This is a genomic window from Actinoplanes oryzae (assembly GCF_030757795.1).
GTDB lineage: Bacteria > Actinomycetota > Actinomycetes > Mycobacteriales > Micromonosporaceae > Actinoplanes.
In genome coordinates, this window is record NZ_JAUQWH010000045.1 from 21,144 (window position 1) to 47,705 (window position 26,562).

A 26,562-nucleotide genomic window follows, 5' to 3' on the forward strand; every position below is an offset into this window, starting at 1 on the left:
CGCCCGTTGACTGTGACGACTGACCTGCGGCTGATCACCCTTCCCGAGCTCACCGTCGCGCCGTTCGCGCCGGCGGTGTTCCGCGCGCAGTCGGCTCCGGTGCGCCGCACGTTGCTCGACGTCGTCGACGAGACGGCGAGGACGCATCCGGGGGCCGCGGCGATCGACGACGGGTCGCGGGTGCTGACCTACCGGCAGCTGGCGGAGGAGATCGACGCGCTGCGGGGGACGCTCGCCGGGCACGGGATCGGCGCGGGGGACCGGGTCGGCGTGCGCATCGCGTCCGGCTCGGCGGAGCTCTATCTGGCGATTCTCGGCGTGCTGGCGGCGGGCGCGGCCTATGTCCCGGTCGACGCCGACGATCCGGACGAGCGCGCGCAGGTGGTCTTCGGCGAGGCGGGCGTGTGCGCGGTGCTCGGCGACGGCCTCACCGTCACGATGCTCGGCACCCCCGGCGGCGACGTGCGGCGGCCGGCCCCGGACGACGACGCCTGGATCATCTTCACCTCCGGTTCCACGGGTACGCCGAAGGGCGTCGCGGTCACCCACGGCTCGGCGGCCGCGTTCGTCGACGCCGAGGCGGAGTTGTTCCTGCGGGGGGAGCCGATCGGCCCCGGGGACAGGGTGCTGGCCGGGCTCTCCGTGGCCTTCGACGCCTCCTGCGAGGAGATGTGGCTGGCGTGGCGGCACGGCGCCTGCCTGGTGCCGGCGCAGCGCTCGCTCGTGCGCAGCGGCGTCGACCTCGGCCCGTGGCTGGCCGGGCAGCGGATCACGATCGTGTCCACGGTCCCGACGCTGGCCTCGCTGTGGCCGGTCGAGGCGCTCGACGACGTGCGGCTGCTGATCTTCGGCGGCGAGGCGTGCCCGCCCGAGCTGGCCGAGCGGCTGGCCGTCGAGGGGCGCGAGGTCTGGAACACGTACGGGCCGACCGAGGCGACCGTCGTCGCCTGCGCCGCCCGGCTGACCGGCGAGGGCCCGGTGCGCATCGGCCTGCCGCTGCACGGCTGGGAGCTCGTCGTCGTCGGCCCGGACGGGCTGCCCGTCGCCATGGGCGAGACCGGCGAGCTGGTGATCGGCGGCGTCGGCCTGGCCCGCTACCTGGACGCGGCCAAGGACGCCGAGAAGTTCGCGCCGCTGCCCGCGCTGGGCTGGGACCGGGCCTACCGCAGCGGCGACATCGTGCGCGCCGAGCCGGAGGGGCTGCTCTTCCTCGGGCGCGGCGACGAGCAGATCAAGCTCGGCGGCCGCCGGATCGAGCTGGGCGAGGTCGACGCCGCGCTGCAGGCCCTGCCCGGGGTCGCCGGCGCGGCCGCCGCCGTCAAGACGACCGCCGCGGGCAACCAGCTGCTGGTCGGCTACGTGGTGGCCCAGGAGGGCTTCGACAAGACCGCGGCGGCCGGGCAGCTGCGGGAGCACCTGCCGGCCGCGCTGGTCCCGCTGCTCGCCGTCGTCGACGATCTGCCCACCAAGACGTCGGGCAAGGTCGACCGGGCGCTCCTGCCGTGGCCCCTGGCCGCCGAGACCGCGGGGGAGCTCACCGGCACGGAGGACTGGCTGGCCACCGGCTGGGAGCAGATCCTCGGCGTACGCCCGGCCGCCCCCGACGCCGACTTCTTCACCAGCGGCGGCGGCAGCCTGACCGCGGCGCAGCTCGTCGCGTACATCCGCCGCACCCACCCGGCGGCCTCGGTCGCCGACATCTACCAGCACCCCGGCCTGGGCGCCCTCGCCGCGCGCCTCGACGGCATGGAGGCCACCTCCGCCGTACGCCCGGACGTGCGCCCCACACCCCGCCGCGCCGGGCTGTTCCAGGCCCTCCTGATGCTGCCCATGCTCGTCTTCGTGGGCCTGCGCTGGACGACCGTGCTCGCGGCCGTCAGCAACCTCGTCCTGCCCTGGGCGCCGCACGTGTCGTGGTGGTGGGTCGCCGCGGGCTGGGTGCTGCTGTTCAGCCCGCCCGCGCGGATCGGCCTGGCGGCGGGCGTGGCCCGGCTGCTGCTGCGCGGCGTGCGCCCCGGCGACCACCCGCGCGGCGGCAGCGTGCACCTGCGGCTCTGGGCGGCCGAGCGGTTCGCCGAGCTCACCGGCGCGACCGGCGTCGCCGGGGCGTCCTGGATGATCACGTACGCCCGGCTGCTCGGCGCCCAGCTCGGCCCGGACGTCGACCTGCACGCGGCGCCGCCCGTCACCGGCATGCTCAAGCTGGGCCGCGGCGCGGCCGTCGAGCCGGAGGCCGACCTGTCCGGCCACTGGGTCGACGGCGACGTGGTGCGCGTCGGCCGCATCCGCATCGGCGCGGGGGCCCGGATCGGGGCCCGCAGCACACTCATGCCCGGCGCCCGGGTCGCCAAGGGCGCCCGGGTGGCCCCGGGGACCACGGTCTCCGGGGCGGTCCGCGCGACCCGTGGGCCCAAGGAGGAGTGGCCCGCCGAGCGTCCGGCCCGCTCGCGGGTCTGGCCCACGGTCTACGGGCTCACCGGGCAGGTGCTGAGCCTGATCCCGGCCGTCGCCGCCCTGCCCGGCATCGCGCTGCTCGCCCCGGCGCAGCAGGACGGGCCGGACCTCGGCGCCGCCCTGGCCGTCACGCCCGCCGCCGCCGTCGCCTGGTTCCTCACGTACGCCCTCCTGGTCCTCGCCGGCGTCCGGCTGCTCGGCCTCGGCCTGCGCGCCGGCCACCACCCCGTCCAGGGGCGCGTGGCGTGGCAGGTGTGGGCCACCGAGCGGCTGATGGCCATGGCCCGCATCGGCCTCTTCCCCCTGTACGCCAGCCTGTTCACCCCCGTCTGGCTGCGCCTGCTCGGGGCGCGGGTCGGGCGCAACGTCGAGGCGTCGACCGTGCTCGCGGTGCCCGCCATGACGACGGTCCACGACGGGGCGTTCCTGGCCGACGACACGATGGTCGCCACGTACGAGCTGAGCCACGGCTGGCTGCGCATCGCCCCGGCCCGCATCGGCAAGCAGGCGTTCCTGGGCAATTCGGGGATGACGGCGCCCGGGCGTTCCGTACCCAAGCGGGGTCTTGTCGGTGTTCTGTCCTCGGCGCCGCGCAAGGCGAAGAAGGGCTCCTCGTGGCTCGGCTCGCCCCCGATGCCGCTGCGCCGCACGGTCGAGTCGGCCGACGCCAGCCGCACGTACGCGCCGCCCGTCCGCCTCAAGGTGGCCCGGGCGGCGGTCGAGCTGTGCCGCATCGTTCCCGTGATGGGCAGCGCGGCTCTCGCCGTACTCGTGGTGTCAAGTCTGTTGTGGGCCGCGACCACCGCCGGGGCGTGGGTCGCGGCGCTCGTGGCCGGGCCGGTCCTGCTGCTCGCGGGGCTCGTGGCCGCCGCGACCGCGACGCTGGCGAAGTGGCTGCTCATCGGCCGGTTCCGGGCCGGCGACCGCGCGCTGTGGACGTCGTTCGTGTGGCGCAACGAGCTCGCCGACACGTTCGTCGAGGTGCTGGGCGTGCCGTGGCTGGTCCGCTTCGCGACCGGCACGCCGCTGCTCGCGGCCTGGCTGCGCACCCTCGGCGCGCGGATCGGCCGCGGGGTGTGGCTGGAGACCTACTGGCTGCCCGAGTACGACCTGGTGCGCCTGGGCGACGGCGCCACGGTGAACCGCGGTTGCGTGGTCCAGACCCACTTGTTCCATGATCGTGTGATGAGCATGGACGAGGTGACCTTCTCCGCGGGCGCGGCGCTCGGCCCGCACAGCATCGTGCTGCCCGGCGCGAGCCTGGGCGCGCGCACCACGGTCGGCCCCGGATCGCTGGTCACGCGGGGCGACGCGGTGCCCGCGGACTCGCGCTGGCTGGGCAACCCGATCGCGATCTGGCGCTCATGACGCCGAAGGCTCCGGGGCCCCGCGGCGCCAAGCCCGGGGCCGAGCACTCGGCCGACTCCTACCTGCCTGGCCACGGCAACGGCGGCTACTCGGTCCAGCACTACGACCTCGACCTGGACTACCGGATCGCCACGAACCGGCTCGCGGGCAAGGCGTCGCTGACCGCGACGGCGACCCACGCGCTGTCCCGGTTCGCGCTCGACCTCGGCGGCTTCCGGGTCCAGGACGTGCGCGTCGACGGCTGGCCCGCGAAGCACACCCAGCACGGCCACAAGCTGTCGATCAAGCCGCAGCGGCCGCTGGACGCGGGGGAGACGTTCCGGATCGACGTACGCTACGCGGGCAGCCCGCGCCCGATCCCCGGCCGGTGGGGCGACATCGGCTGGGACGAGCTGACCGACGGCGTGCTCGTCGCGAGCCAGCCGAACGGCGCGCCGTCCTGGTTCCCGTGCAACGACCAGCCCGCCGACAAGGCCACCTTCCGGGTGGCGCTGACCGTCGCGTCGCCGTACACCGTCGTGGTGACCGGCGACCTGGTCTCCAAGTGGCGCGGCGCCGGCTCGACGCGCTGGGTCCACGAGCGCCGCGAGCCCACCTCGCCGTACCTGATGAGCGTGCAGATCGGCCGCTACGAGCTGCGCGAGCTGGCTGCCGGGCCGGTCGTGCAGCGCGCCGCGATCCCCGCGCGGTTGCGCACCCCCTTCGCGTACGACTTCGGGCGGCACGCCGAGATCATGGCGGCCCTGGAACGCTTCTTCGGCCCGTACCCCTTCTCCGAGTACGTGGTCGTGGTCACCGACGACGACCTCGACGACCCGGTCGAGGCGCAGGGCATGGCCGTCTTCGGGGCGAACCACGTCGACGGGATGCGCACCCACGAGCGACTCGTGGTGCACGAGCTGGCCCACCAGTGGTTCGGCAACAGCCTGACGGTCGCCGACTGGCGGCACATCTGGCTCAACGAGGGCTTCGCCACGTACGCGGAATGGCTCTGGTCGGAATCGGTGGGCGAGCTGTCCGCGGACGCCCTCGCCGCCCGCTGGCACGGCATCGTCGCCTCCCGGCCGGGTGGCATCGCCGTCAGCGACCCGGGTGTCGCGCGCATGTTCGACCCGCTGGTCTACAAGCGCGGCGCGCTGACGCTGCACGCCCTGCGGCACAAGATCGGCAGCGGGCAGTTCTTCCCGCTGCTGCGCTCCTGGGTGGCCGAGCACCGGCACGGCCTCGTGACGACGGCCGAGTTCCGGGCGCACGCCCAGCGGTTCAGCCGCGAACCGCTGGACGCGCTCTTCACCGAGTGGCTGGACCGCCCGGCACTGCCGCGTCTGCCCGGCTAGGGCGGGTGCCACGGCGGCGCAGGCGTTCACCTTCCCGCGGGCGGCTCTGGATCACCGCGACGGACCCGAGGACGAGGACGCCGCCGGCGAGCTGGGCGGCGGAGAGCGACTCGCCGAGGACCAGTGCCGCCAGGGCGGTGGTGACCACCGGTTCGAGGGTGGAGAGGATCGCCGCCGCCGAGGGGCCGATGCGCTGCAGGCCGGCGAAGAAGGTCAGCATCGCCACGACGGTCGAGACCACGGCGATGCAGGCCAGCCAGAACCAGCCGCGCGGCGCGAAGCCGGTGCCGATGCCGCCGGTGAGCGCGGCGCGAGCCCCGAACGCGCCGGCCGCACCGGTCATGACCAGCGCGGACAGGACGACCGGGGCGACCCGGTGCACGACGGTGTCCGCCACGAGGATGTAGCCGGTGTAGACCACGGCTGCCCCGAACGCGAGGAGCGCCCCGGCCGGGTCGAAGGTGATGCCGCCGGCGCCGAGCAGCACCAGCAGCGTTCCGGCCGAGGCGGCCACCAGGGCGACAACCCGGCGCCGGGTGAGCCGGTCGCGGCCGAGCGCCACGGCCGCGACGGTCACGAGCACCGGGTACGTGTAGAGGATCAGCGACAGCAGCGAGGCGTCCATCCGCTGCAGGGCGGCGAAGAAGAGGCCGGCCTGCAGGGCGTACCCGACGGCACCCAGGCCGAGCGCGGTGAGCAGGATCCGGCCACGCGCCCCCGGGCGGCGCAGCTCCGGGCGGGCCAGCAGGACCAGGCCGAGCAGCGCGGCCGCCAGCGCGAAGCGCACCAGCAGCAACGTGCCGGTGGGGACCCCGGCGTCGTACGCCAGCTTGCCGAAGATCGCCATCGCGCCGAAGCACGCGGCGGAGACGAGACACAGGACCGCACCCATGACGCCGAGCATGGGACATCGAACCGTTCGGGACCAGCGATGAATTCCGTACCGTATTGGTTAGGATCGCCGCATGGTCGACCTGGACCTGCGCCGCCTCCGCCTCCTGCGCGAGTTCGAGGAGCGCGGCACCCTGGCCGCGGTCGCGGCGGCGCTGGGCTACAGCCCGTCCACGGTCTCCCAGCAGCTGGCCCTGCTGGAGAAGGACGCCGGCACCCCGCTCACCGAGAAGGCGGGCCGCGGCCTGCGCCTCAACGACGCCGGCCGGGTGCTGGCCCGGCACGCGCGGATCCTGCTGGCGGCCGCGGAGGCGGCGGAGGCCGACCTGGCCGCGCTGGGCGGCGCCGTCCGGGGCACCGTGCGCGCCGGCGGCCTGCAGTCGGCGGCCCGGCGCATCCTGGTCCCGGCCGTCGTGCGGATGGCGGCCGACCACCCCGGCGTACGCCTGGAGCTGTCCGAGCTGGAGCTGGAGGAGGCCCTGCCCGGCCTGCGCCTGGGCGCGGTGGACCTGGTCATCGGCGACGAGTACGACGGCCATCCCCGCCCCCGGCCCGCGGGCCTGCGCTTCGCCACCCTGCTGAACGAGCCGATCAAGGTGGTGCTGCCGGCCGCGCACCCGCTCGCCGCGCCGGGCGGGCCGGTCGCGATCGCGCAGCTGCGCCCCGAGGTCTGGACCGCCTCCGACGCCGGCACCGGCCACCACGCCATGGTCGTCGGCACCTGCCGCGCGCTCGGCGGCTACGAGCCCGACCTGCGCCACCGCTCCAGCGACGCGGACGTGCAGCTCGAACTCGTCCGCGCCGGGGCGGCCGTGGCCCTCCTCCCGCCGCTGGCCCTGCCCGCCGCCGACCCGGCCCTCGCCGTCCGCGACCCGGCCGGCGCCGTCCTCGGCCGCCGCCTGATGCTCGTCACCCGCGACGCCCCGCCGCCGCCGGCGCTCGCCGCCTTCCTCACCCTGGTGAGAGACCAGGCCCGCCGAGCGGCCGGCCCTTCCCCCGGCCCGCGAGCGATGATCTAGGGTGCCGGGATGGCTGCTCGGGGCGACGAGGTGACGATCCACGACAAGCTGGTGCGCGACCGCATCCCGGAGATCATCGCTGCGCACGGGGAGGTGCCGGAGGTGCGGGTGCTCGCGGCGGATCGGGTCTTCCCCGCCCTCGTGGCGAAGCTGCACGAGGAAGCCGACGAGCTGGCCTCCGCCGGCCCCGACGATCTGCTGGGCGAGCTCGCCGACGTGCGCGAGGTGCTGGCGGCGCTCACGGCCCTGGCCGGCTTCACCGAGGAGCAGGTGGCAGCCGCCGCCCGGAAGCGCGCCGAGCGCGGCGGTTTCGACAAGCGCCTGTGGCTCGACGCGGTCCGGCGGCAACTGCCGCCGACCTGAGGCGCATCCCACCGCTGTACACGCAGGTTCCAGTGTCGCGAGAGTCGTCACTTCGCCCTGACTTGCCGTTGGCGGTCGGCGTGGGAAGCGTCGCCGTTGCGCTTGAGTCGGAGAGCATGCATGTTGCAATAGCCGAACATCCTGACCGGCAACGCGCACTCAGGCGCCCGGCAGACAGCCCCGCGATACGTGTTGTTCGCCGCCTTCAGCACGGTGAGAGGATCGCCGTGGCGCTTCCAGCGTTGGTAGTGCTTCGAACAGAATCCGTGCCCATAAACCTTGTTCCCGCAGTCGTCGAGTGAGCACGAGTCCGCGCGGACGGTGTGAGCCAGTGGGTCGCCTTTTGTTCGCCACCTCTGATAGTGCGTGCCGCAATACCCTCGCGCCTTGGCCGGCCCAGATCCTGTGCGGACAAATTCGCGAAGAGGTAGGCAACGACGAGGTGTGACCCGACAATGTAGAAGAGTGCCCGCACCGCCTCTCGCCTGCTACCTGTCGAGTAATCCGTCGAGGCGTTCTGCGGCAGGGGCATCGATAGTTAGAGAATGGTTCCAGTGAAACAGAAACCGGCGAGTGTCATGCTGAAATTTCCATACATGTCGACAAGGCTTTGAAGATTCAATCTGCTTACCCTCAGCGTTGACTGCGATCCAATCTCTTGCGGAATCTGTTACGCAGGCGCAGCCTCGTCGGGTCAACCATGTCACGTTCCCGACCATCACTTGAGTTGACTCCAGATGTCCGCTTCAGTCGAGGCGCTCCGTTGAAGATCCCTGAATGAAGGCCGGGTGTCATATTGCTGACGCTGCCTATGTCGCCGCCGTGCGTCCGCACTCTTCTCGGCATGGCAAGGCGCGGGCTGGCGACTGGTCGCTCGATGTTGCTTTGTTCTTGCCCGGCTAGCTCGACTCAGTTCTCTGGGACAGCTTCGTAGCCGTAGCCATCGGCGGGCGCGAGGGTAAGGAGTCGATCGAGAACTGGTTCGGTGTTGGTGCCCCACATCTTCGACAGCACCCACGTTTGATCTCCGTCGTGCAGGGGTGCCTCGACGAACCATCGCCCGAGCCGCTTGTGTGAGCCGGGGTAGGCGGTCGTGAAGGCCGCGGCGAGACGTTCACCGGTGAGGGTTCCGTCCACGGGCAGGAACCGGGATCGGGGGATGACGGTCGCTAGATTCTGGGCGGAGACGCCGGCCTGGTGAAGTGCGGTTACCAAGGCGAGGACGGCTCGTCGCTTGCGCAGTGGATCGGTTCGGCCTGTCGGGGTGACAATCTCGTACGGGGTCCAGTCCCTGGTGTCAGTGCTGACCGCGCGGGCTTGGGTCTGCCGGCGTCGCAGCTGGACGGTGAGCTCGCGGGCCTCGGGTAATGGGATGACCTGCTGGACATCGAGGAGCAGACGGCTGTCGACCTTGTACGGAGTGAGACGCACGCACCGCACGTCCAGGCCGTAGACGTCATTGAGCCACAGGACCGTCGTGGTGATTTCGCGGTCGAAGCCACCCGCGACCAGCACGACGCGTACCTCGCGGCTGAGTACCGCCTCTTCGCCGCCGGCATCCTCCAGGAACTCGGCGAGTCTTGCGCGGGCTTCCTCGACGGCGTCGGGCTCAACCTTCGCTAGGTGAAGCTCGTAGTGCTCGACGAGGTCCTCGAAGGTCATGACCGATACCATCGCCGCGTACCGCAGGGCTTGTAGTTCGAGGTGACCGCCATCGGTGGTGCGCTTCAACTCGATGACCACGAGATGCCCGGTGCGGTCGACGCCAAGCAGATCGATCCGGCGGCGCGCGTCAGCGAACGCCCCGAACTCCTCCGACACCACCAGTACGTCCTCGACAATCATGTCCAGCCGTGCTCGCAACAGCCGCTGCAAGTCGGTGCGCTCCAACACCTGCTCGGCGGCGAACGTGGTCGACGGAACTGGAACTAACTCATCGGTGGTCATCTCGAACAGCGGCATCCGTACATCCTGGCGACCACACGCTCCCAGAGGAAGTACAATCCCACCTCAGCACCCGCTGCGCCGAAACCCTTCAACGACAGCGCTCTCACCGCGGCAGATCAGTGTGGCGGCGGCCAGCTGCCTGCGGCTACAGCCGCTGAAGCATGATGTCGCAACCTGGGTCGGGGCCGTTCCTGTACCGAGTGCATCTAGAATCGTTGCGTGGCAACGAAGGATCAGCAGATTGCGCACGTCGTTGAAGGGCTAGCAATTGGTGTCCTCGCGCAGAGCGTGAAAGCCGTCACCAGCGCGAAAATGGAATTCGAGTTCGCGTTCAACCATGCCTGGAGGAGATGGGCGAAGGCATCGAACTTTCCGAGTTTCCGAGGCGCAGATCCCGGGAATCTTTTCTGGATCGGGGTGGGCAAGTCGGAAAGGCGGCGAGCAGCCCGCGCCGCCTGGAACTACGGCCGTTGGGCCGAGCCCTACGTAATGCTAGATGGTTGGACGATCGACGACTGCCTCAAACTCCATGCCGACGACCGGGCGGACATCAAGGACTGGAAGAACCTCGGCCGCCTATATATTGAGTATTTCAAACCTGAACGGATCAAGCGTCTGACCGAGTAAAGTTAATGGTGGCACCTTCTACTGTGCCATTCGCAAGCAATGCTGGTGGCTCGCCTGGACAGGGCTGGACGCCTCCGAGCCGGGGACTCAGACCCTGCAACTGACATTGCTTCCAGCAACATCGACATTCGCGCAAGTTTACCAAAGGGGTGAAACGCGCGAGCTTCTGTCGTACCCGGTCGCTAAGTTCTCCGTCGTGAGCATGAAGAAGCAGCCGCCCCGTCAGAGACGTAGGAGTAGTAGGCGCCAGCAGGACGCCGGGTCGACGCCTTCGGTAGCGGCGCAGCTGGAATCGTTCGAGCGGCGTGCCACTCGAACGGCAGAGGCCGTGTCTGGGCTGGTGGGCTCGTCGGAGTCGTGGGAGGACGCGGCCGCGAAGGCCGGTGACGTCATCCGCCGGGTCGTTTCAGAGCTGACCGACGCGATGGCACCGTGGCACGCATTCGACGTGTTGGCGTGGTTGCAGCGGGCGAACGCAGCCCCAGCAGAGACCTATCAGGAAAGCACTCATGAGGGCCTCTCAGCCCTCGTAGAACTCGCTGGCCTGATTCTGATGGAGCGCTCGTCTGCCGAGCCGACTGCCGCGCCTTCGGGAACGGATGAACGGATCGACGCGGTCGAGGTAGCGGAGCTGTGCCACCGCCTCGACAGTGGGCTCAGACAAATCCTCGCCGCCGGGCAATTGCTGAACCTTGCCCGACACGTGAGCGATGACATCGGCTGGGAGCTGCGCTACCACCTAGCAGAGCGTGAGATGCTACTCCGCAACCTCGGCTATCCACACATGCAGGAACGGCTCCTTCGTGGGCTGTTCGGCGCTCCAGATATCGTCTCCGCGCTCTCCGCCACTCTGGGCTTCACCATCGATGACGCGTTGGCGGTCGTCGCCGGGCTTCAGCAGAGGATCGAGAATGCCTATTGGAACGGCATCCTTGCTGGCCATAAACACCTCAGGGCCTCACACGACCACCCCAAGTCAGTCGCGGACGCGACAACTAGAAGACGGAAAGCTAATACGGCCGCCAACCGCCGCGCACAGTCGCAGAACCTGGCTGACGCGGCCGCGATCGTATCCGACCGGCTAGGACAACGCATCGCCGTGACCGCCAACGAGCTGTCCTCAGCGACCGGAGTCGAGAACACCGCCGTGGAGGCCGTACTGAAACTCATGTCTCGGCCCATCGGCGGCACAGCGGCGGCCCACCTTGTCGAGCGGTACCTCCACGGCGACAACGCCCTGCGCCTCCAAGCGGTCCTGCACGACCCGGACCACGGATATTTCCCGGTCAGCATCGGCAATTTGCTGTTCGGCCTACGCGAGATGATCGAAGACGCACTGAAGACGCACCCTGCGTTCAACTCGTATGCGAAGCACCGCGGCGACTGGGTGGAACGCGCTGCCTCCGACGCCCTGCAAGAAGTGATCCGCCCGGAACAGATCTACCGGAACATCGAGTTCGTGGCAGACGACGGCAAGGCCGTCGAGTCAGATGCGCTCCTGATCTGTGACCGGGTCGCCATAGCCGTCGAGGCTAAGGCCGTCGCTTTAAGCCCACGAGCCCGGTCCGGTGACCGAGCACGGGTACGACGAGACATGAGCCGCATCGTGGCAGACACCGTTCACCAGGCAGATCGGCTCCGTCATGCCATCACCAGCGACGGGCACCTGAGAGTGCGGGGACAGGACCAGGCCAACATCGACCTGTCCGACGTGCGGCGGGTGTTCCCTATCGCAGTGACCCTCGAAGACGTCACCAGCGTCACCGGCAGCGCCGCCGGATTCGTGGACGCCGGTATTTTGCCGTCACGGCGGGGGTTGCCCTGGATCGTCAACCTGCAGGACCTCTGGGTCATCTGCGAGATCGTCGAGGGGCCGGCGCAGCTGATGCACTACCTGCGCCAGCACGAGGAGACCGTCACTCTCGGCCTGGTGACGGCATCCGAGGAACTCGACTTGTTCATGACCTACCTCAACCAAGGCCTCTACTTCGGTGACTACCTCGACGCGGACGGAAATCCGACCATTGGGTTCTTTACCCTGTCCATGACGGACACCCTCGACGCCTACTATCTCCACAAGACGGGCCAGCGAAAGGCTGTGGCCGAGAAGCCCAGCCAAGTCTGGTCGCCAAAGGCGTTCCGGGAGCTCGTCAAGCATTTGGAACAACACCGGCCGGATGGATGGGCAACCGCTTGCCTCAACATGCACGAAGGCGATCGGGGCGCCCGAAACCAGATCGCCACCATGATGCGCCGTCTCGCCCGGAGAAGTCGCCTCGACGGGCTCCCGCACGACGAGATGCGCCTATTCGGCCAGTCTCAGCCCGGAGCGTTCGGCGTCACGGGAATGTCAGTCACGCCTCGGGACGACATAGAGGTCTTGCGAACCAAACTGCTCACATTGTGCCGTGCGCGCAAGTACATGGCGCGCACATCCAGCTGGACAGGGATCGGTGTCGTCAGCAACGCGCCGTCGAAGGTCGCAGTACTGGTCCAGCTTGACGAACCCTGGGCTCCGGACCCCGCCATGGACCACCTCGTCGAACAGATGGGTCTCCGGCCGTTCGACGAGGTGGCCGCAAGCCGTACTTGACGACGAGGCCTGCCCCAAGGCGCGATGCTGAGAAAGCGCCCGTCACTGCAACAAACGATGGCGGCACCGTTCGAGTCGGGCCACGACCCCGACTGCCCACCACAAGAACGACCTCACGACAGCATGGGACGTCCGTGTTCGGCTCGCGGCATGAGAGCGCGCCCGGCATCGCCACGGAATTTCTGGCCGCGAGCCTTCGCGAAACCGCGACTGAAGGAGCACGTCGACCGAGTAAGTCATAACCCCTTCAAGCGCAGAGATGCGCACTCATCTCGGCAGATGAGACTGCGGGTACGACAATATTCCGCGCCCCTGAGCCGTCGTGGTGCACCGGCAGCGGGGCTGTCACGGTCGGTCGCCCGGACGGCGGGCCGGCAGCTCGGATGGACCACAGGGGACGTAAGTGGGTGTCGATCGGTGCGGGGCGGGCGTAGCGTCCGCGGCATGACTGTATGGAGAAACAAACGTCTATCCGCGGTCCTGGCGGCGGGGGCGGCGGCGCTGGTCACGGTCACGGGGGCGGCGCCGGCCTCGGCGGGGTACGGGACGCCCGGCGCGCCCGGGCTCGGGGACCGGCTCTATCCGCTGCTGGGCAACGGCGGGTACGACGTGCGGGACTATGCGCTGGACCTGCGGTACCCGGCGAAGGATCCGGCGCAGGCGATCACCGGGTCGGTGACGGTGTCGGCGGTCGCGACGCAGGCGCTGTCGCGGTTCGATCTGGACTTCGGGGGCGGATCGGTCGGGGCGGTGACCGTCGACGGCCGGAGCGCCCGCTTCGCCCGCGACGGCGACGAGCTGGTGATCACTCCCCGGCGGGCGCTGCGGAAGGGGGAGCGGTTCACGGTCACCGTCAGCCGGTTCACCGCCACGCCGGTGCAGGCCGATGCCGACTCGCCGGTCGGGTTCGTGACCACCCCGGACGGGACGGTGCTCGCCGGTCAGCCGAACACGTCGCACCTGCTGTTCCCGAGCAACGACCATCCGCGGGACAAGGCGACGTACACCATCTCCCTGACCGTGCCGGAGGGCTGGACGGCCGTCGCGAGCGGCCGCAACACCCGGACCACCACGAGGAACGGGTACGTCACGTCGACGTACCGGGAATCGGCGCCGATGGCCAGTGAGCTGGTGCAGGTCGTGGCCGGGGACTACGTCGTGCAGCGGCGGCCGGCCGCGGGCGGGGTGCCGATCCGTGACGTCGTGCCGCGCCGGTTCGCGAGCACGCTGCTGCCCAGGGCCGACGTCGAGCGGTCGCAGGTCACCTGGATGCAGGGCAAGGTCGGCAAGTACCCGTTCGAGAACTACGGGTCGCTGGTCATCGACGCGAACCTCGGCTTCGCGCTCGAGACCCAGACCCTGTCGCTGTACGACACGGGGCTGTTCGCCCGGCCGGCGTACGTCCTCGATCCGATCATGACGCACGAGCTGGCCCACCAGTGGTTCGGCGACAGCGTCGCGCCCTGGCAGTGGAGCGACGTCTGGCAGAACGAGGGCCACGCCACCTGGTACGAGCTCGTCTACGCCGCGGAGAAGGGCTACCTGCAGCAGTACGCGGGCGCAGCCGACCTGGACGCGTACTTCAAGGGTGCCTACGCCTCCGGCGACCGCTACCGGGCGCGCTACGGCCCGGTGGCCGCACCGCTGCGCTCCGGCTCCATCTGGGACGTCTTCAACCCCAACGTGTACGACGGCGGCGCCCTGGTCCTCTACGCCCTGCGCCAGCAGGTCGGGGCGGCGACGTTCGAGCGCATCGAGCGGGCCTGGGTCGCGAGGTACGAGGGCAAGTCGGCGTCGACCGCGCAGTTCGTGGCGCTCGCCTCGCAGGTCGCCCACCGTGACCTGCGAGCCTTCCTCAACGACTGGCTCTACGGCACCAAGACGCCCGCCATGCCCGGTCATCCCGACTGGACCGTGACGCCGGCGACGGCGCCCGTCCCGGCCGCGGTGGCCCGCACCGAAGCGTCCGTCACCACCCGCCTCCAGCGACTGGGCGCGCACTGACACAGTGAAGTGCTGCCGGTGGGCGCGGCCCGGACGGTGCCCACCGGCGACCTGCCTGGGGTCGAGGGGCCGCCGTCCGCCCGCCTTGGGGAACGTCTTCGCAGGTCATAGGCTTGCGTCAGCGCGCGGTCCCGTTCTTGTCCCGCGTTCGCCGTCGATGCTTCTGCCTGGTCGTCACCGCCCCTAGGCTCGCGGAGTGGTAGTTCGCAGACGCACGGTGCTCGCCGGCACGGCGGTGGCCGCCCTCGCAGGGTGCTCGGCGCCCTCCCAGGCGTCTGACGAGCCGCCCGTGGTGCATGTGCATCAGCCGGGTGTGGTCTCCGCGCCCGAGGAGTTCGCGGTCTTCGCGGCCTTCGACCTCGACACGGACCCGGCCGGAGTGCTGAGGCGCCTCGACGAGCGGATCACGGCGGTGCACCGCGCGGGGACGGCGACGGTCACCGTGGCGGTTGGGGCGTCCCTCTTCGACGGGCGGTTCGGGCTCGCGGATGCCAGGCCCCGGCTGCTGACGGCCATGCCGGTGTTCCCCAACGACGTGCTCTCGGCGGATCGGTGCCACGGCGACCTGCTGCTGCAGATCGGTGCGACGCGGGCGGAGACGGCGGCGGCCGTGCTCGCCGACCTCGGGAAGGGGCTGCGGCGGCGCTGGGACTCGGCCGGCTTCCGCAAGGAGAACACCACGACCGCGGCGGGCCGGCCGAGCACGCGCAATCTGTTCGGCTTCCGGGAGGGGGCCGGAAATCCCGATCCGGCCGACGCCGGCCTGATGGAGCGGCTGGTGTGGGCCGGGGACGGCGAGCCGTCCTGGGCCGCCGGTGGCACCTATGCGGTCGTGCGGCTGATCCGGTTCGCGGTCGGCCTGTGGAACAGGGATTCACCGGCCCGCCAGGAGGAGATCATCGGACGGCACCGCGCGGACGGCGCCCCGCTCGCGGGGGGAGGCGAAGACGCCCAGTTCGACTACGCCGCCGACCCGGACGGTGCGCTCACGTCCGTGGACGCGCACATCCGCCGGGCGAATCCTCGCACCCCCGGGAGCGAGCAGCATCGCATTCTGCGCCGCAGCTACTCCTACCGCCGGAGCGAGGCGGACCAGGGCCTGATCTTCGTCTGTTTCCAGCGCGATCCGGAGCTGGGCTTCGCGGCGGCCCAGCGCCGGTTGGCGGGGGAGGCCCTGGATCATTACGTGCTGCCGTTCGGCGGTGGTTACTGGTTCGTGCCCCCGGCGGTCACGGCGCTGGCCACGGTCATTCCTGGCTGATCAGCCGTTGCGCGTCGCTCAGCCGCAGGGCCGCGGTGAGCAGGTTTTCCGGGACGGCCTCGCCCCGCTCGCGGATGGTCTGGATGACCGCCGCGGCGTCGGCCGCGAGGGCCGAGACGCGGCGGGCCAGTGTCGCCTGCTCGTTGCCCGATCGCTTGCGGGCACTCGCCTCGGCCTTGGCTCGCTGCCACAACGGCAACAGGTGCCCCGGGTCTGTTCCGGCGGCTTCGCACAGCGCGGACACCACGATCCACGGAGGCACGGAGCGCCCCGACAGGTAGCGGGACAACGCGGAGTCGCTGGCGTAGGTGACGGTTTGGAGTTCGCGCAGCGTGCGGCCGGATCGTTCCCGGGCGAGCCGCAACGCCGCTGCCAGAACCAGTTGTGGTGGACGGCTTTCATCGGTCGACATGACTTCACCCCCGCGAGAAGACTGCCCGGGTCGAGCCTAGGGCAGCCACTCGCCCCGTGTCCCACGTCTGTCCCGCTGTGTGCGGAAGGTATCGAAAAACATCAGTGGGATCCTCCACAATCGACGGGCATGGGTCACCCGCGGGGGCGGGGGCCTCCCGGAGGTGTGTCATGCCCGCTCGGCGTTCCTTCCTCACCACCGCCGCGGCCGCGATCCTGGTCGCGGCCCAGTTCACGCTCTCCGCCCCGGCCCACGCCGACGTGCCGGAGCAGGTCCCGCCACGCGTTCCCCGGGCGGCGCCGGCGGGCGTCCGGCAAGGGCCGGTCCCGACCGCGGCTGCCACCGCGCAGCCCGTCGACCTCTCCTACGACGGTGCCGGCCAGTTGCGTGGCATCGCCCAGGTGCCCAGCGGCGCCGGCGCGAGATACACGTATGACGACGCCGGCAACATCACCGACGTCAATCGCTCGGCGGCCGGCGCGCTGACCGTCGCCGCGCTGAACCCGAGCCGGGCCGCGACCGGTGCGAAGGTGACGATCGGCGGCACCGGCTTCGCGACCACGGCCGGTGCCAACACGGTCAAGTTCAACGGCACCGCGGCGACCGTCACCGCCGCCACGGCGACCCGGCTGACGGTGACCGTCCCGTCCGGTGCCACGACCGGCACGGTCACCGTCGCCACCGCTTCGGGCACGGCGACCAGCTCGCAGACCTTCACGGTGCTGGCGTCGGTGCCCGCTCCGGCCGTCACCGGGTTCACGCCGGCCGCCGGAGCGGCCGACACGACGGTGACCGTCACGGGCACCGGGTTCTCGGCCGTGCCCGCGGAGAACAACGTCTCGTTCGGGCGCACCCGCGCGAAGGTCTCCGCGGCGACGGCCACCTCGCTGACCGTCAAGGTGCCCTACGCGGCCGTCTCCGGGAAGATCACCGTGAACACCCCGGGCGGGACGGCCGTCAGCTCCGGCGACTTCGTGGCGATCACCAACCCGTTCGGACCCGGCGACATCGGCCCCGCGGCGGCACTCGCCCTCGACGGCACGGCGTCGAGCGTCAACGTCGCCACCGCCGGCAAGGTGGCCGTGCTGCGCTTCGCCGGCACCAAGGGCCAGCGGCTCAGTTTCGGCGTCACCGGCTCCACGCTCGGCGATGTCAACATCTACGGGTACACGCCGTACGGCGGCTCCATCGCCCACAACGAGTACGACTCGCCGTGGGCCGCCTCCAGCCTCGCCGGAGGGCTCCCACTGCCACCGCTGCCGACCAGCGGCACCTACCAGATCGTGGTGCAGCCCGTTTCCAAGACGGTCACCGGCTCGTTCACGGCGACCCTTTCCACCCGCGCGACCGGCGTGCTCAGCCTCACGGGCACGGGCACGACCGTCGCGCTCGACCGAGCCGGCAAGCAGGCCGAGCTGACCTTCACCGCGGCGGCCGATCAGCGCGTCAGCCTCGGTTTCACCGCCGCCACCATGACGTCGTCCCGGCTCACGGCCGCGGTCTTCGAGCCCAACGGCACCCCGGTCCTGTGGGGCAGCGGATCCGCGCGCACGGCGGTCGGCCTTCCCGGGGGCAACCTGGACTTCACCACCAGCTTCGCCGGCGCGTACACGCTGATCCTCGGCACCGCCGACCTGGCCACCGGCTCGATCACGGTGACTGTGTCGGCTCCGGTCGCGGTGGGCGCCCTGACCCTCGGCACCGGTAAGGCCGTCACCATCGCCCGGCCGGGCCAGGACGCGATCGCCACGTTCGCCGGCACCCAGGGGCAGGCCCTCAGCCTGACCTTCGACAGCTACACCCCGCAGTATGCGCCGTATCTCATGGTCACCAGCCCCGACGGCACGGTGCTCAGCTCGGGCGTGATCAGCGACAACTGGGTCGACCTCCCGGCGCTGCCTGCCACCGGCACCTACACGCTGACGATCAGTCCGTATTCCAGCACCGGCTCGTTCACGCTCACCGTGCTCCCCCGGGCCGGCGGGGGCACGCTCAGCACCACGGGCGCGGGCACCACGGCCACGTTCTCCAGCTCGGTGCGCGCCCTCGACCTGAGCTTCGCCGGCACGGCCGCGCAGCCCCTGATCTTCGCGTTCAGCAGCTGGACCCTGCCCTCCACCGCGTCCCTGCGGGTCCGGATCAGTGACCCCGCCGGCACGCTGAAGATCGACGGGCCGGTCTCCAGCCTCGACACGTTCACGTTCACCCCCGCCACGACGGGCACCTACCGGGTCTCGCTCGCGCCGTCCGGCACCAGCACGGGCTCCGTGCTCGTGACGCTGTCGACGGTCCAGAGCGGGGGCGCGCTGGCGATCAACACGCTCAAGACCACCACGTCGACGCGGCCGGGCCAGGCCACCACGACGACGTTCACCGGCACCGCCAACCAGCGGCTCAGTCTGTACGTGACGTCGTACACGTACTCCTATGTGGTGTGGGCGACCCTCACCAAGCCCGACGGGACCACCCTGTTCAGCGGCTGGGTGACCGGGACCTGGCTGGCCTTCTCCCCGCTGCCCGTCGCCGGCACCTACACGCTGACGATCGAGCCGCAGGCGGAGACCGGGACGTTCGCGTTCTACCCCCTCGAGGGCGTCGACGGCGGAGCCACCGCGATCGACGGCGCGAACAAGACGCTGACCGCACCGAGCGCCGGGCGCTACATCGACACGACCATCACGGTGACCACCGCCAACCAGCGGCTGTCGCTGGGCTTCGGCGGCTGGACGTTCACCAGCGGCACGCTGATCGTGCGGCTCACCGACCCGTCCGGCAACCGGGTCATCTACACCACGGTGAGCAAGACCGGCAGCCTCGACACCAGGCCCCTGGCGACGACCGGCACCTACCGGCTGACCGTCTTGGCGAGCGACCGGGGCGCCGGAGCCGTCACGCTGACGCTGTCGAACCAGAAGAACGGCGGCACGCTCACGCTGAACACGGCCAAGGTGTTCAGCGCCGACCGGATCGGGCAGAGCACCTACGTCACCTACACGGGCACCGCGGGTCAGCTGCTCAGCATGACCTGGTCGTCGGTGACGATGACGTACTACCCGTACATCGACATCTTCCTGAACGGCACGGAGGTCGCGTTCGTCGCGGGCTCCGCGGCCACGGTGACCATTCCGGCACTGCCCAGCACGGGCACCTACGAGTTCGTCGTCGGGCCGTATTCGGCATCCGGTTCGGCCACCGGCACCCTGAGGACCCGGACCGCGCTCGCGGCCACCACCGGGGGGACGGCGGCACCGCCGAGGCCCGACTCCGCTCCCCTCGCGATCAAGCAGATCATCCCGGCGACCAGGCACCGCACGCTGACCAGGCCCGCGCCGCGCAAGGCCCCGCAGTCACCGGTCGCGTACGCCGAATCCCCCGCCGCCTCCTCCGCGGAGACCTGGACGCCGACCCGGCGCAACCTCGACGGCCAGGGCTGGGACACCGGCCGCGCCTTCCCGGAGAACGCACCCGCCGCGCCGAGGGCACCGGCCGGGGTGACCGCGCTGAGCGGCCGGATCCTGACCCTCGACGACAAGCCGCTCGCGAACGTGACCGTCACGGTCGAGGGCGTGACCGGGCGCTCGGACGCCAACGGCCAGTTCCTCCTGCAGGGCCTCAAGCCGGGACACCGGGTGCTGCGGGTGGACGGCGCGACGGCGAGCTCCGCCGGGCGTACTTTCGGCCTGCACGACATCGGCGTGGACGTGGAAGCCGGGCGGACGACCGTGCTCCCGTACACCATCTGGCTTTCCAAGCTGGACACCGCGCACACCGTGAGATTCGCCTCGCCGACGGCGAAGGAAGTCACGATCGCCACCCCGGACATCCCGGGGCTCGAGGTGAAGCTGCCGGCCGGCACGGTCGTGCGTGACGTGAACGGGAAGGTCGTCACGGAGCTGGGCATCACGGCGATCCCGGTGGACCGCACGCCGTTCCCGCTGCCGCGCTCGCAGGTCCCGTCGTACTTCACGGTGCAGCCGGGTAGCTCGTACGTCTTCCCCGAAGGCGCGCGGGTGATCTACCCGAACTTCACCCACGACGCGCCCGGCGCACGGATGAACTTCTGGCACTACGACCCGGCCGGCAAGGGCTGGTTCGTGTACGGCACGGGCAAGGTGACCCGCGACGGCAAGCGCGTCGAGCCGGACAAGGGCACGGAGGTCTACCAGTTCACCGGCGCCATGCTGATCACGCCGGACACCTTCGCGCCGCCCGCCAGCTACCCGCAGGGCAGCGGCGAGCGCGGCGCGGACCCCGTCGACCTGGCCTCCGGCCTGCTGGTCGACGAGGAGACGGACCTGGCCGCCGCCGACGTGCTGCCGATCGACCTGACCCGCACCTATCAGCAGAGCGACACCGGCAACCGGGCGTTCGGCATCGGCACGAACTTCACCTACGGCCTGGACCTCTACTCCACCAACCGGTTCTACGACTGCTGGCTGATCCTGCCGGACGGCGGCCGGATCAGGTTCCACCGGATCAGCGCGGGAGGTGCACCACCGAACGGCTACCTCAACTCCGTGCTCGTCGCCGACGCGACGCCGACGGCGTTCAACGGCTCCGTGCTCGCGTGGAACGGCGACGGCTGGGACCTCAAGCTGCGCAGCGGGCTGACCTACGTCTTCGGCGACGAGGCGCCGCTGCAGGCGATCCGCGACAACTTCGGCAACACGATCACGATCACCCGGGACGTCGCACCACCCGCGACCGGTGACGGCATCGTGCACGCCAACGGCCCGATCCGCCAGATCACCTCGCCGAACGGCCGGTGGATCCGGCTGACCTACAACAGCGACACCGACGCCGGCATCACCTGGCAGCACCGGCACGTGGTCAAGGCGGAGGACGCGCTCGGCAACGCGATCACCTACGGCTACACCGGCGACTACCTGACCACGGTCACGGACCTCAACAACCACACGAAGACGTACGCGTACGAGTCGGGCCGGCTGAAGACGATCACGAACGCCCGCAACAACGTGCTGCTGTCCAACGAGTACGACACCGCCGGACGCGTGCACAAGCAGACCCTGCCCGGCAACGCGGTCTACACGATCGACTACGCGACCGACGGTGCGAACAGGGTCACCACCCTGACCGATCCGCGTGGCAAGGTGCGCCGGGTCGTGTTCAACGCGGCCGGTTACAGCATCAGCGACACCTCCGCGTACGGTACGTCGTCGGCGCAGGTCACGACGATCACCCGGGACACGACGTACAACCGGGTCACCGCCGTGACGGACGCGCTGAACCGGCGCACCGAGCTCGGCTACGACGACTACGGCAACGTCAGGACGGTCACCGAGCTGGCCGGCACGGCAGACGCCCGCACCACCACCATCGAGCGCAACGGCCCGTACGACCAGATCACCAAGGTCATCGACCCGCTGCAGCATGCCACGCTGCTCGGATACCAGGCCGACGGCGCGCTGCACACGGTCACCGACCCGCTGAACCGGGTGACGACGCTCGACACCGACGAGAGCGGCCGGCCCACCCGGATCACCGACTCCGCGGCGAAGTTCACCAGGATCGGGTACGTGCTGGGCGACGCGGTCAGCGTGACCGACCCGCTCGGCAACGTCACGGCGAGCTTCGCCGACGCCGCGGGCGCCGTGCGTCGCCAGACCGACGCCCAGGGCAACGTCACCACCGTCGAGTACGGCCCGACGGGGCTGGTCAGCAGCGTCAGGGACGCGATCGGCCGGACCACCGGGTTCACCTACGACGCCAGCGACGAACTGCACACGGTCACCGACGCGAAACAGCACACGACGACGTACGACTACGACACCAGCAACCGGCTGTCGAAGATCACCGATCCGCTCAACCGGATCACATCGTTCGGGTACGACGCCGGCGGCAACCTCGCCACGGCCACCAGCGCGCGCGGGAAACAGACCACGTACCGCTACGACGACCTCGGCCGGGTCGACGTGATCCGCTACGGCGTCACGAGCGACACGGCGCAGGAGAGCACCGTCACCTTCACGTACGACGCGGGCAACCGCATCCGCACGGTGGCCGACTCGGCGGCGGGCACGACGACGATCACGCCGGACATCTTCGACCGCACCGTCTCGGTCGCGGACCCGTCGGGCACGGTCGGCTACACGTACGACGCAGCCGACCGGCGCACGACGATGGCCGTGGCGGGGCAGGCCGACACCGTCTACACGTACAACAACGCCGATCAGCTCACCGGCGTCGCACGGGGCTCGGAGACGGCGGCCATCGGTTACGACGCGGCGGGCCGGCGAGCCTCGGTCACGCTGCCCGCGGGCGTCTCCCAGACGTACGGGTACGACGACGCCTCCCGGCTGACGAGCATCGCGTACGCCCGGGGTACGAGCACGCTGGGCGCGCTGATGTACACGCTGGACGAGCTGGGCCGCCCGATCCACCAGGACGGCTCCTACGGCCGGATGAACCTGCCCGCCGAGTACGGGCCGGTCGGCCATGACGCGGCGGACCAGCTCACCGGGCTCACCTACGACGACGACGGCAACCTGGCCTCGGACGGCATCACGACGTACGCGTGGAACGCCCGTAACCAGCTGACGGGCTGGTCGAGGGCCGGGCTGTCGGTGAGCTACGGCTACGACGGCCTGGGACGGCGTTCCTCCAAGACCTCGGGCTCGACGACCACCGGATATCTCTACGACGGCCTGAACGCCGTCCAGGAGAAGAACGGCTCCTCGGTGGCGGCGACGCTGCTGTCCGGCGGGCGGGACGAGGTGTTCTCCCGGACGACGCCCGCCGGATCGAAGTCCCTGCTGACCGACGGCCTCGGGTCCACGATCGGGCTGTCGGACGCCTCGTCGGTGGGCGCCGAGTACACCTACGACCCGTTCGGCGCCTCGACGGTGACCGGTGACGACGGCGGGAACCCGACGCAGTTCACCGGGCGGGAGAACGACGGCAGCGGCCTGTACTACTACCGGAGCCGGTACTACTCGACGGCGCAGCAGCGGTTCATCAGCAAGGACCCGCTCGGGCTGGCCGGGGGCAGCACCGACCCGTACACGTACGTGCTGAACCAGCCGACGGCGCTGACCGACCCGATGGGCCTCAACCCCGAGGGCTGCAACAGCTTCACGGCCGGCACCCAGGTCCTGATGGCTGACGGCAGCAGCAAGGCCATCGACAAGATCGAGCCCGGCGACACGGTGATGGCCGCCGACCCGGGCGCGGCCGACGCGTCCTCCGGCACCATCACCGGCGACCGGACGCCACGGAGGGTGTCGGCGACGATCACCGGCCACGGCGACAAGGACCTGGTCACCGTCACCACGGCGGACGGCGGCTCGGTCACCGCGACCGACGGCCACCCGTTCTGGGCCGACGACGACGGCGATGCCGGGACGCCGGGCGGGCGCTGGGTCGACGCCAAGGACCTGCGTCGCGGCGACTGGCTGAAGTCCGCCGACGGCCGGTTGGTCAAGGTCGCCGGCATCCGTGCCCTGGCCCGCCACGCGTACGCCTACAACCTCACCGTCGACGACCTGCACACCTATTACGTCCTCGCCGGCGGCACCCCGGTCCTCGTCCACAACTGCAACGAGGACCTCTACGACCACGACGGATCGACCCGGTACGGCGCCCTCGACGATCAGGGCCGGGCAACCTTCGCATCGACCGTGCTCCGGCCCGGCGCCATTCCGAGGGGAACCGCGGCGTCGCGGGACTGGGAGCCGCCGGGCTGGTCGGGCAACGGCACGAAGTACAACGAGGCCCGCGGTCACCTGCTGGGCAACAAGCTCGGTGGCCTCGGCGACGGTCACACGAAGTACCACAACATCGCTACGATCCAGCAGAAGCCGATGAACAGCCCGTACATGCGCGACAAGATCGAGAAGATGATCTACGACCACGTCAACGACAACAACGAGATCGTCCAGTACACCGTCACCGCCATCTACGGGCCGGGCAAGACAGCCCCGCTCGGGCTCGAGGTCGCGGCGTACGGGAACAAGGGCTACAGCCTCAGTCTCAGCATCATCAACCCCGGTGGCATCTGATGAACGGTCACGTCGAGCGGCTGACCCGGGCGGTTCGGCCTCCGCCACGGCAGGAGGTCCGGCCCGACTGGGACGAGGTGAGAAGCGCCCTGGGCTTCGGGTTGCCCGCTGACTACATGGAACTCGTCGACCGCTACGGCCCGGGCAGGTTCGACGACTTCCTGGCGATCTTCCAGCCCCACCATGAGGTGCCCCGGCTGGACCTGCTCAACGCCGTCACGGAGACCGCCGAGCTGCTGGAGGCGTACGAATCGAGCGGCGAGACGCTGCCCGCACCGGCCGACCGGCTGCTGGCGGTGGGCCTCACCGACAACGGCGACACGCTCTACTGGGTGCGCGACCCACGGGAAGACCCGGACCAATGGCGCATCGCGGTCAACGCGGCCCGCGACTTCGACGAATGGTTCGTGTTCGACGGCTGCCTGAGCGCATTCCTGGCCGCCGTGCTGAGTCGCGAGCTGGTGGTGCCGGTTCTCGCCGGCGATTTCCCCTACCCCGACAGGGCGCCGGTCTACCTGCCGGACTGACCCGCGCCGCATCGGGGGCGATCTCGACCTGCCCCGGCCGGGCCCATGATGTGCCAAAGCCGAGGTGACCACCATCCGGCCGGGGCGCCGGAGCGAAGTCCTTCCCACAAGAAGGGGGAGGATTCCCATGGAGCACAAAGCCAGACTCGCCGCGGCGGGGGCGGTCGCCCTCGTCGTGGCGGTCGCCGGGCTCGGCCCCGCGACGTCGGTGGCCTCGAGTCACCGGGAGGCGCCGCTCATCGCGAGCGACCCCGCCGTGGACAACACCGACCTGTACGCGTTCGTCAGCCCGGACCGGCCGGGCTACGTGACGCTGCTCGCCAACTGGATCCCGTTCGAGGATCCGGACGGCGGGCCGAACTTCTATCCGTTCGCGACCGATGCGGCGTACCTGATCAATGTCGACAGCGACGGCGACGCCAAGGCCGACTCGGTGTTCCGCTGGACGTTCACCAACGTCGACAAGCGCGGGACCAAGACGTTCCTCTACAACGACGGCCCGGTCACATCGTTCGACGACAAGAACCTGCTGTTCAAGCAGACGTACAAGCTCGAGACGAAGTTCGGCGACGGGCCGTGGCGGACCCGGATCAGTGACGCGCCGGTCGCGCCGTCGCGGGTCGGGGCGGCGTCGTTCCCGGACTACCAGAAGCTGCGCGACCAGGCGACCGTGGACCTCGACGGCGGCTGGAAGCTGTTCGCCGGGCAGGCCGACGACCCGTTCTTCCTGGACCTGCGCGTCTTCGACCTGCTCTACGGCGGCGACCTGAGCGAGACCGGCCGGGACACGCTCGCGGGCTACAACGTCAACACGCTCGCCGTGCAGGTGCCCTTCGGCGACGTCGCGCTCAAGGGCGACGCGAAGCGCAACCCGGTGATCGGGGTGTGGACCACGACCGAGCGCAACCGGGTACGCATGACCGGGCAGAACGACGGCGCCCCCGGCAGGAGCAGCGGGGTGCAGGTGTCGCGCCTCGGGAACCCGCTGGTCAACGAGGTGGTCGTGCCGGCCGGGCTGAAGGACGCCTTCAACTCGATCTCGCCCGACAAGGACGCGGGCATCCCGCAGGTCGTCCAGCGGGTCACCGATCCGGAGCTGGCCCGGCTGATCGAGAAGTTCTACAAGATCAAGGCGCCGAGGACGCCGCGCAACGACCTCGTCGAGATCTTCCTGACCGGGATCACGACCAAGGCCAAGGGCCCGATCAAGGTGGACCTCAACTCGCAGCTCAACAACCAGGACGTCGACGCGGGCAGGTTCCGCCCGTCGGAGATGCTGCGGCTCAACCTGGGCGTGCCGGTCACCGATCAGCCCGACCGGCTGGGCGTGCTCAAGGGCGACCTGCAGGGCTTCCCGAACGGCCGGCGCCTGTCCGACGACGCGGTCGACATCTCGATCCAGGCCGTCGAGGGCGCCGCGCAGAGCGGCAAGCTGGTCGACGCGCTGGCGGCCGGCGACAAGGTGGACGTCAACGACAACGACTTCGGCGACACCTTCCCGTACGTGGCCCTGCCGAACCAGGGCGGCGACTCGTCCACCGGCGCGACCGCCGGCAACCTGCGGGCCGGCTCGGCCCCGCTCGGTGGTCCGGTGGAGCTCGTGCCGGCCGCGGACCGGTCCGGGCTCAGCGATCTCGACGCGGCGCTGATCGCCGGTGGCGTGGGTGCCGCGGGGCTGCTGCTGATCGTCACGACGTGGTGGTGGCTGCTCCGCCGGCGCTGGACCTCGGCGGGCTGACAC

14 protein-coding genes are annotated in these 26,562 nt (G+C 70.5%); 11 read left to right on the forward strand and 3 right to left on the reverse strand.

The window, feature by feature from the left end:
- Window positions 1-6 precede the first annotated feature (6 nt).
- Entirely contained in the window at window positions 7-3,822 is a 3,816-nt protein-coding gene (locus RBH18_RS17070) for a Pls/PosA family non-ribosomal peptide synthetase (RefSeq protein WP_306208819.1), read from the forward strand.
- Window positions 3,819-5,159 (forward strand): M1 family metallopeptidase, encoded by a 1,341-nt coding sequence (locus RBH18_RS17075; protein WP_306208821.1) that lies wholly within the window; start codon window positions 3,819-3,821, stop codon window positions 5,157-5,159. Before RBH18_RS17070 ends, RBH18_RS17075 begins: the two co-directional genes overlap by 4 nt.
- On the opposite strand, the gene RBH18_RS17080 is transcribed toward RBH18_RS17075, so the two are convergent.
- A complete protein-coding gene (locus RBH18_RS17080; RefSeq protein WP_306208823.1) occupies window positions 5,113-6,051 on the reverse strand; it encodes a DMT family transporter in 939 nt (312 codons plus the stop codon). The genes RBH18_RS17075 and RBH18_RS17080 overlap by 47 nt on opposite strands.
- Before the next feature lie 73 nt (window positions 6,052-6,124).
- Between RBH18_RS17080 and RBH18_RS17085 the strand changes: the two genes are divergently transcribed.
- Window positions 6,125-7,069 carry a LysR family transcriptional regulator gene (locus RBH18_RS17085; protein WP_306208825.1) on the forward strand — a complete coding sequence of 315 codons (945 nt, stop codon included), beginning with the start codon at window positions 6,125-6,127 and terminating at the stop codon, window positions 7,067-7,069.
- A gap of 9 nt (window positions 7,070-7,078) precedes the next feature.
- The gene (locus RBH18_RS17090; RefSeq protein WP_306208827.1) at window positions 7,079-7,432 is read left to right on the forward strand and encodes a nucleoside triphosphate pyrophosphohydrolase; all 354 of its coding nucleotides are present in this window, start codon (window positions 7,079-7,081) and stop codon (window positions 7,430-7,432) included.
- Between the two features lie 909 nt (window positions 7,433-8,341).
- On the opposite strand, the gene RBH18_RS17095 is transcribed toward RBH18_RS17090, so the two are convergent.
- A complete protein-coding gene (locus RBH18_RS17095; RefSeq protein WP_306208829.1) occupies window positions 8,342-9,394 on the reverse strand; it encodes a PDDEXK family nuclease in 1,053 nt (350 codons plus the stop codon).
- A gap of 204 nt (window positions 9,395-9,598) precedes the next feature.
- Here RBH18_RS17095 and RBH18_RS17100 point away from each other — a divergent pair, with 204 nt between their 5' ends.
- From RBH18_RS17100 to RBH18_RS17115, 4 genes are all read left to right on the forward strand, one after another.
- Window positions 9,599-10,006, forward strand: a complete 408-nt coding sequence (locus RBH18_RS17100) for a hypothetical protein (protein WP_306208831.1) — start codon at window positions 9,599-9,601, stop codon at window positions 10,004-10,006.
- Window positions 10,007-10,334: 328 nt separating this feature from the next.
- Window positions 10,335-12,599: a hypothetical protein gene (locus tag RBH18_RS17105; RefSeq protein WP_306208833.1), complete on the forward strand. Its 2,265-nt coding sequence runs from the start codon at window positions 10,335-10,337 to the stop codon at window positions 12,597-12,599.
- A 444-nt stretch (window positions 12,600-13,043) separates the two neighbouring features.
- Complete coding sequence (locus RBH18_RS17110; RefSeq protein ID WP_306208835.1) at window positions 13,044-14,603, forward strand: M1 family metallopeptidase; 1,560 nt, start codon at window positions 13,044-13,046, stop codon at window positions 14,601-14,603.
- Window positions 14,604-14,799: 196 nt separating this feature from the next.
- Entirely contained in the window at window positions 14,800-15,864 is a 1,065-nt protein-coding gene (locus RBH18_RS17115) for a Dyp-type peroxidase (protein ID WP_306208837.1), read from the forward strand.
- Here the strand turns inward: RBH18_RS17115 and RBH18_RS17120 are convergent.
- A complete protein-coding gene (locus RBH18_RS17120) occupies window positions 15,851-16,276 on the reverse strand; it encodes a helix-turn-helix domain-containing protein (protein WP_306208839.1) in 426 nt (141 codons plus the stop codon). The genes RBH18_RS17115 and RBH18_RS17120 overlap by 14 nt on opposite strands.
- Window positions 16,277-16,446: 170 nt before the next feature.
- Here RBH18_RS17120 and RBH18_RS17125 point away from each other — a divergent pair, with 170 nt between their 5' ends.
- From RBH18_RS17125 to RBH18_RS17135, 3 genes are all read left to right on the forward strand, one after another.
- Complete coding sequence (locus RBH18_RS17125) at window positions 16,447-24,294, forward strand: RHS repeat-associated core domain-containing protein (protein WP_306208841.1); 7,848 nt, start codon at window positions 16,447-16,449, stop codon at window positions 24,292-24,294.
- A complete protein-coding gene (locus RBH18_RS17130; protein ID WP_306208844.1) occupies window positions 24,294-24,821 on the forward strand; it encodes a hypothetical protein in 528 nt (175 codons plus the stop codon). The genes RBH18_RS17125 and RBH18_RS17130 overlap by 1 nt, the downstream gene beginning before the upstream one ends.
- A gap of 127 nt (window positions 24,822-24,948) precedes the next feature.
- A complete protein-coding gene (locus tag RBH18_RS17135) occupies window positions 24,949-26,559 on the forward strand; it encodes a DUF4331 domain-containing protein (protein WP_306208845.1) in 1,611 nt (536 codons plus the stop codon).
- Window positions 26,560-26,562 lie beyond the last annotated feature (3 nt).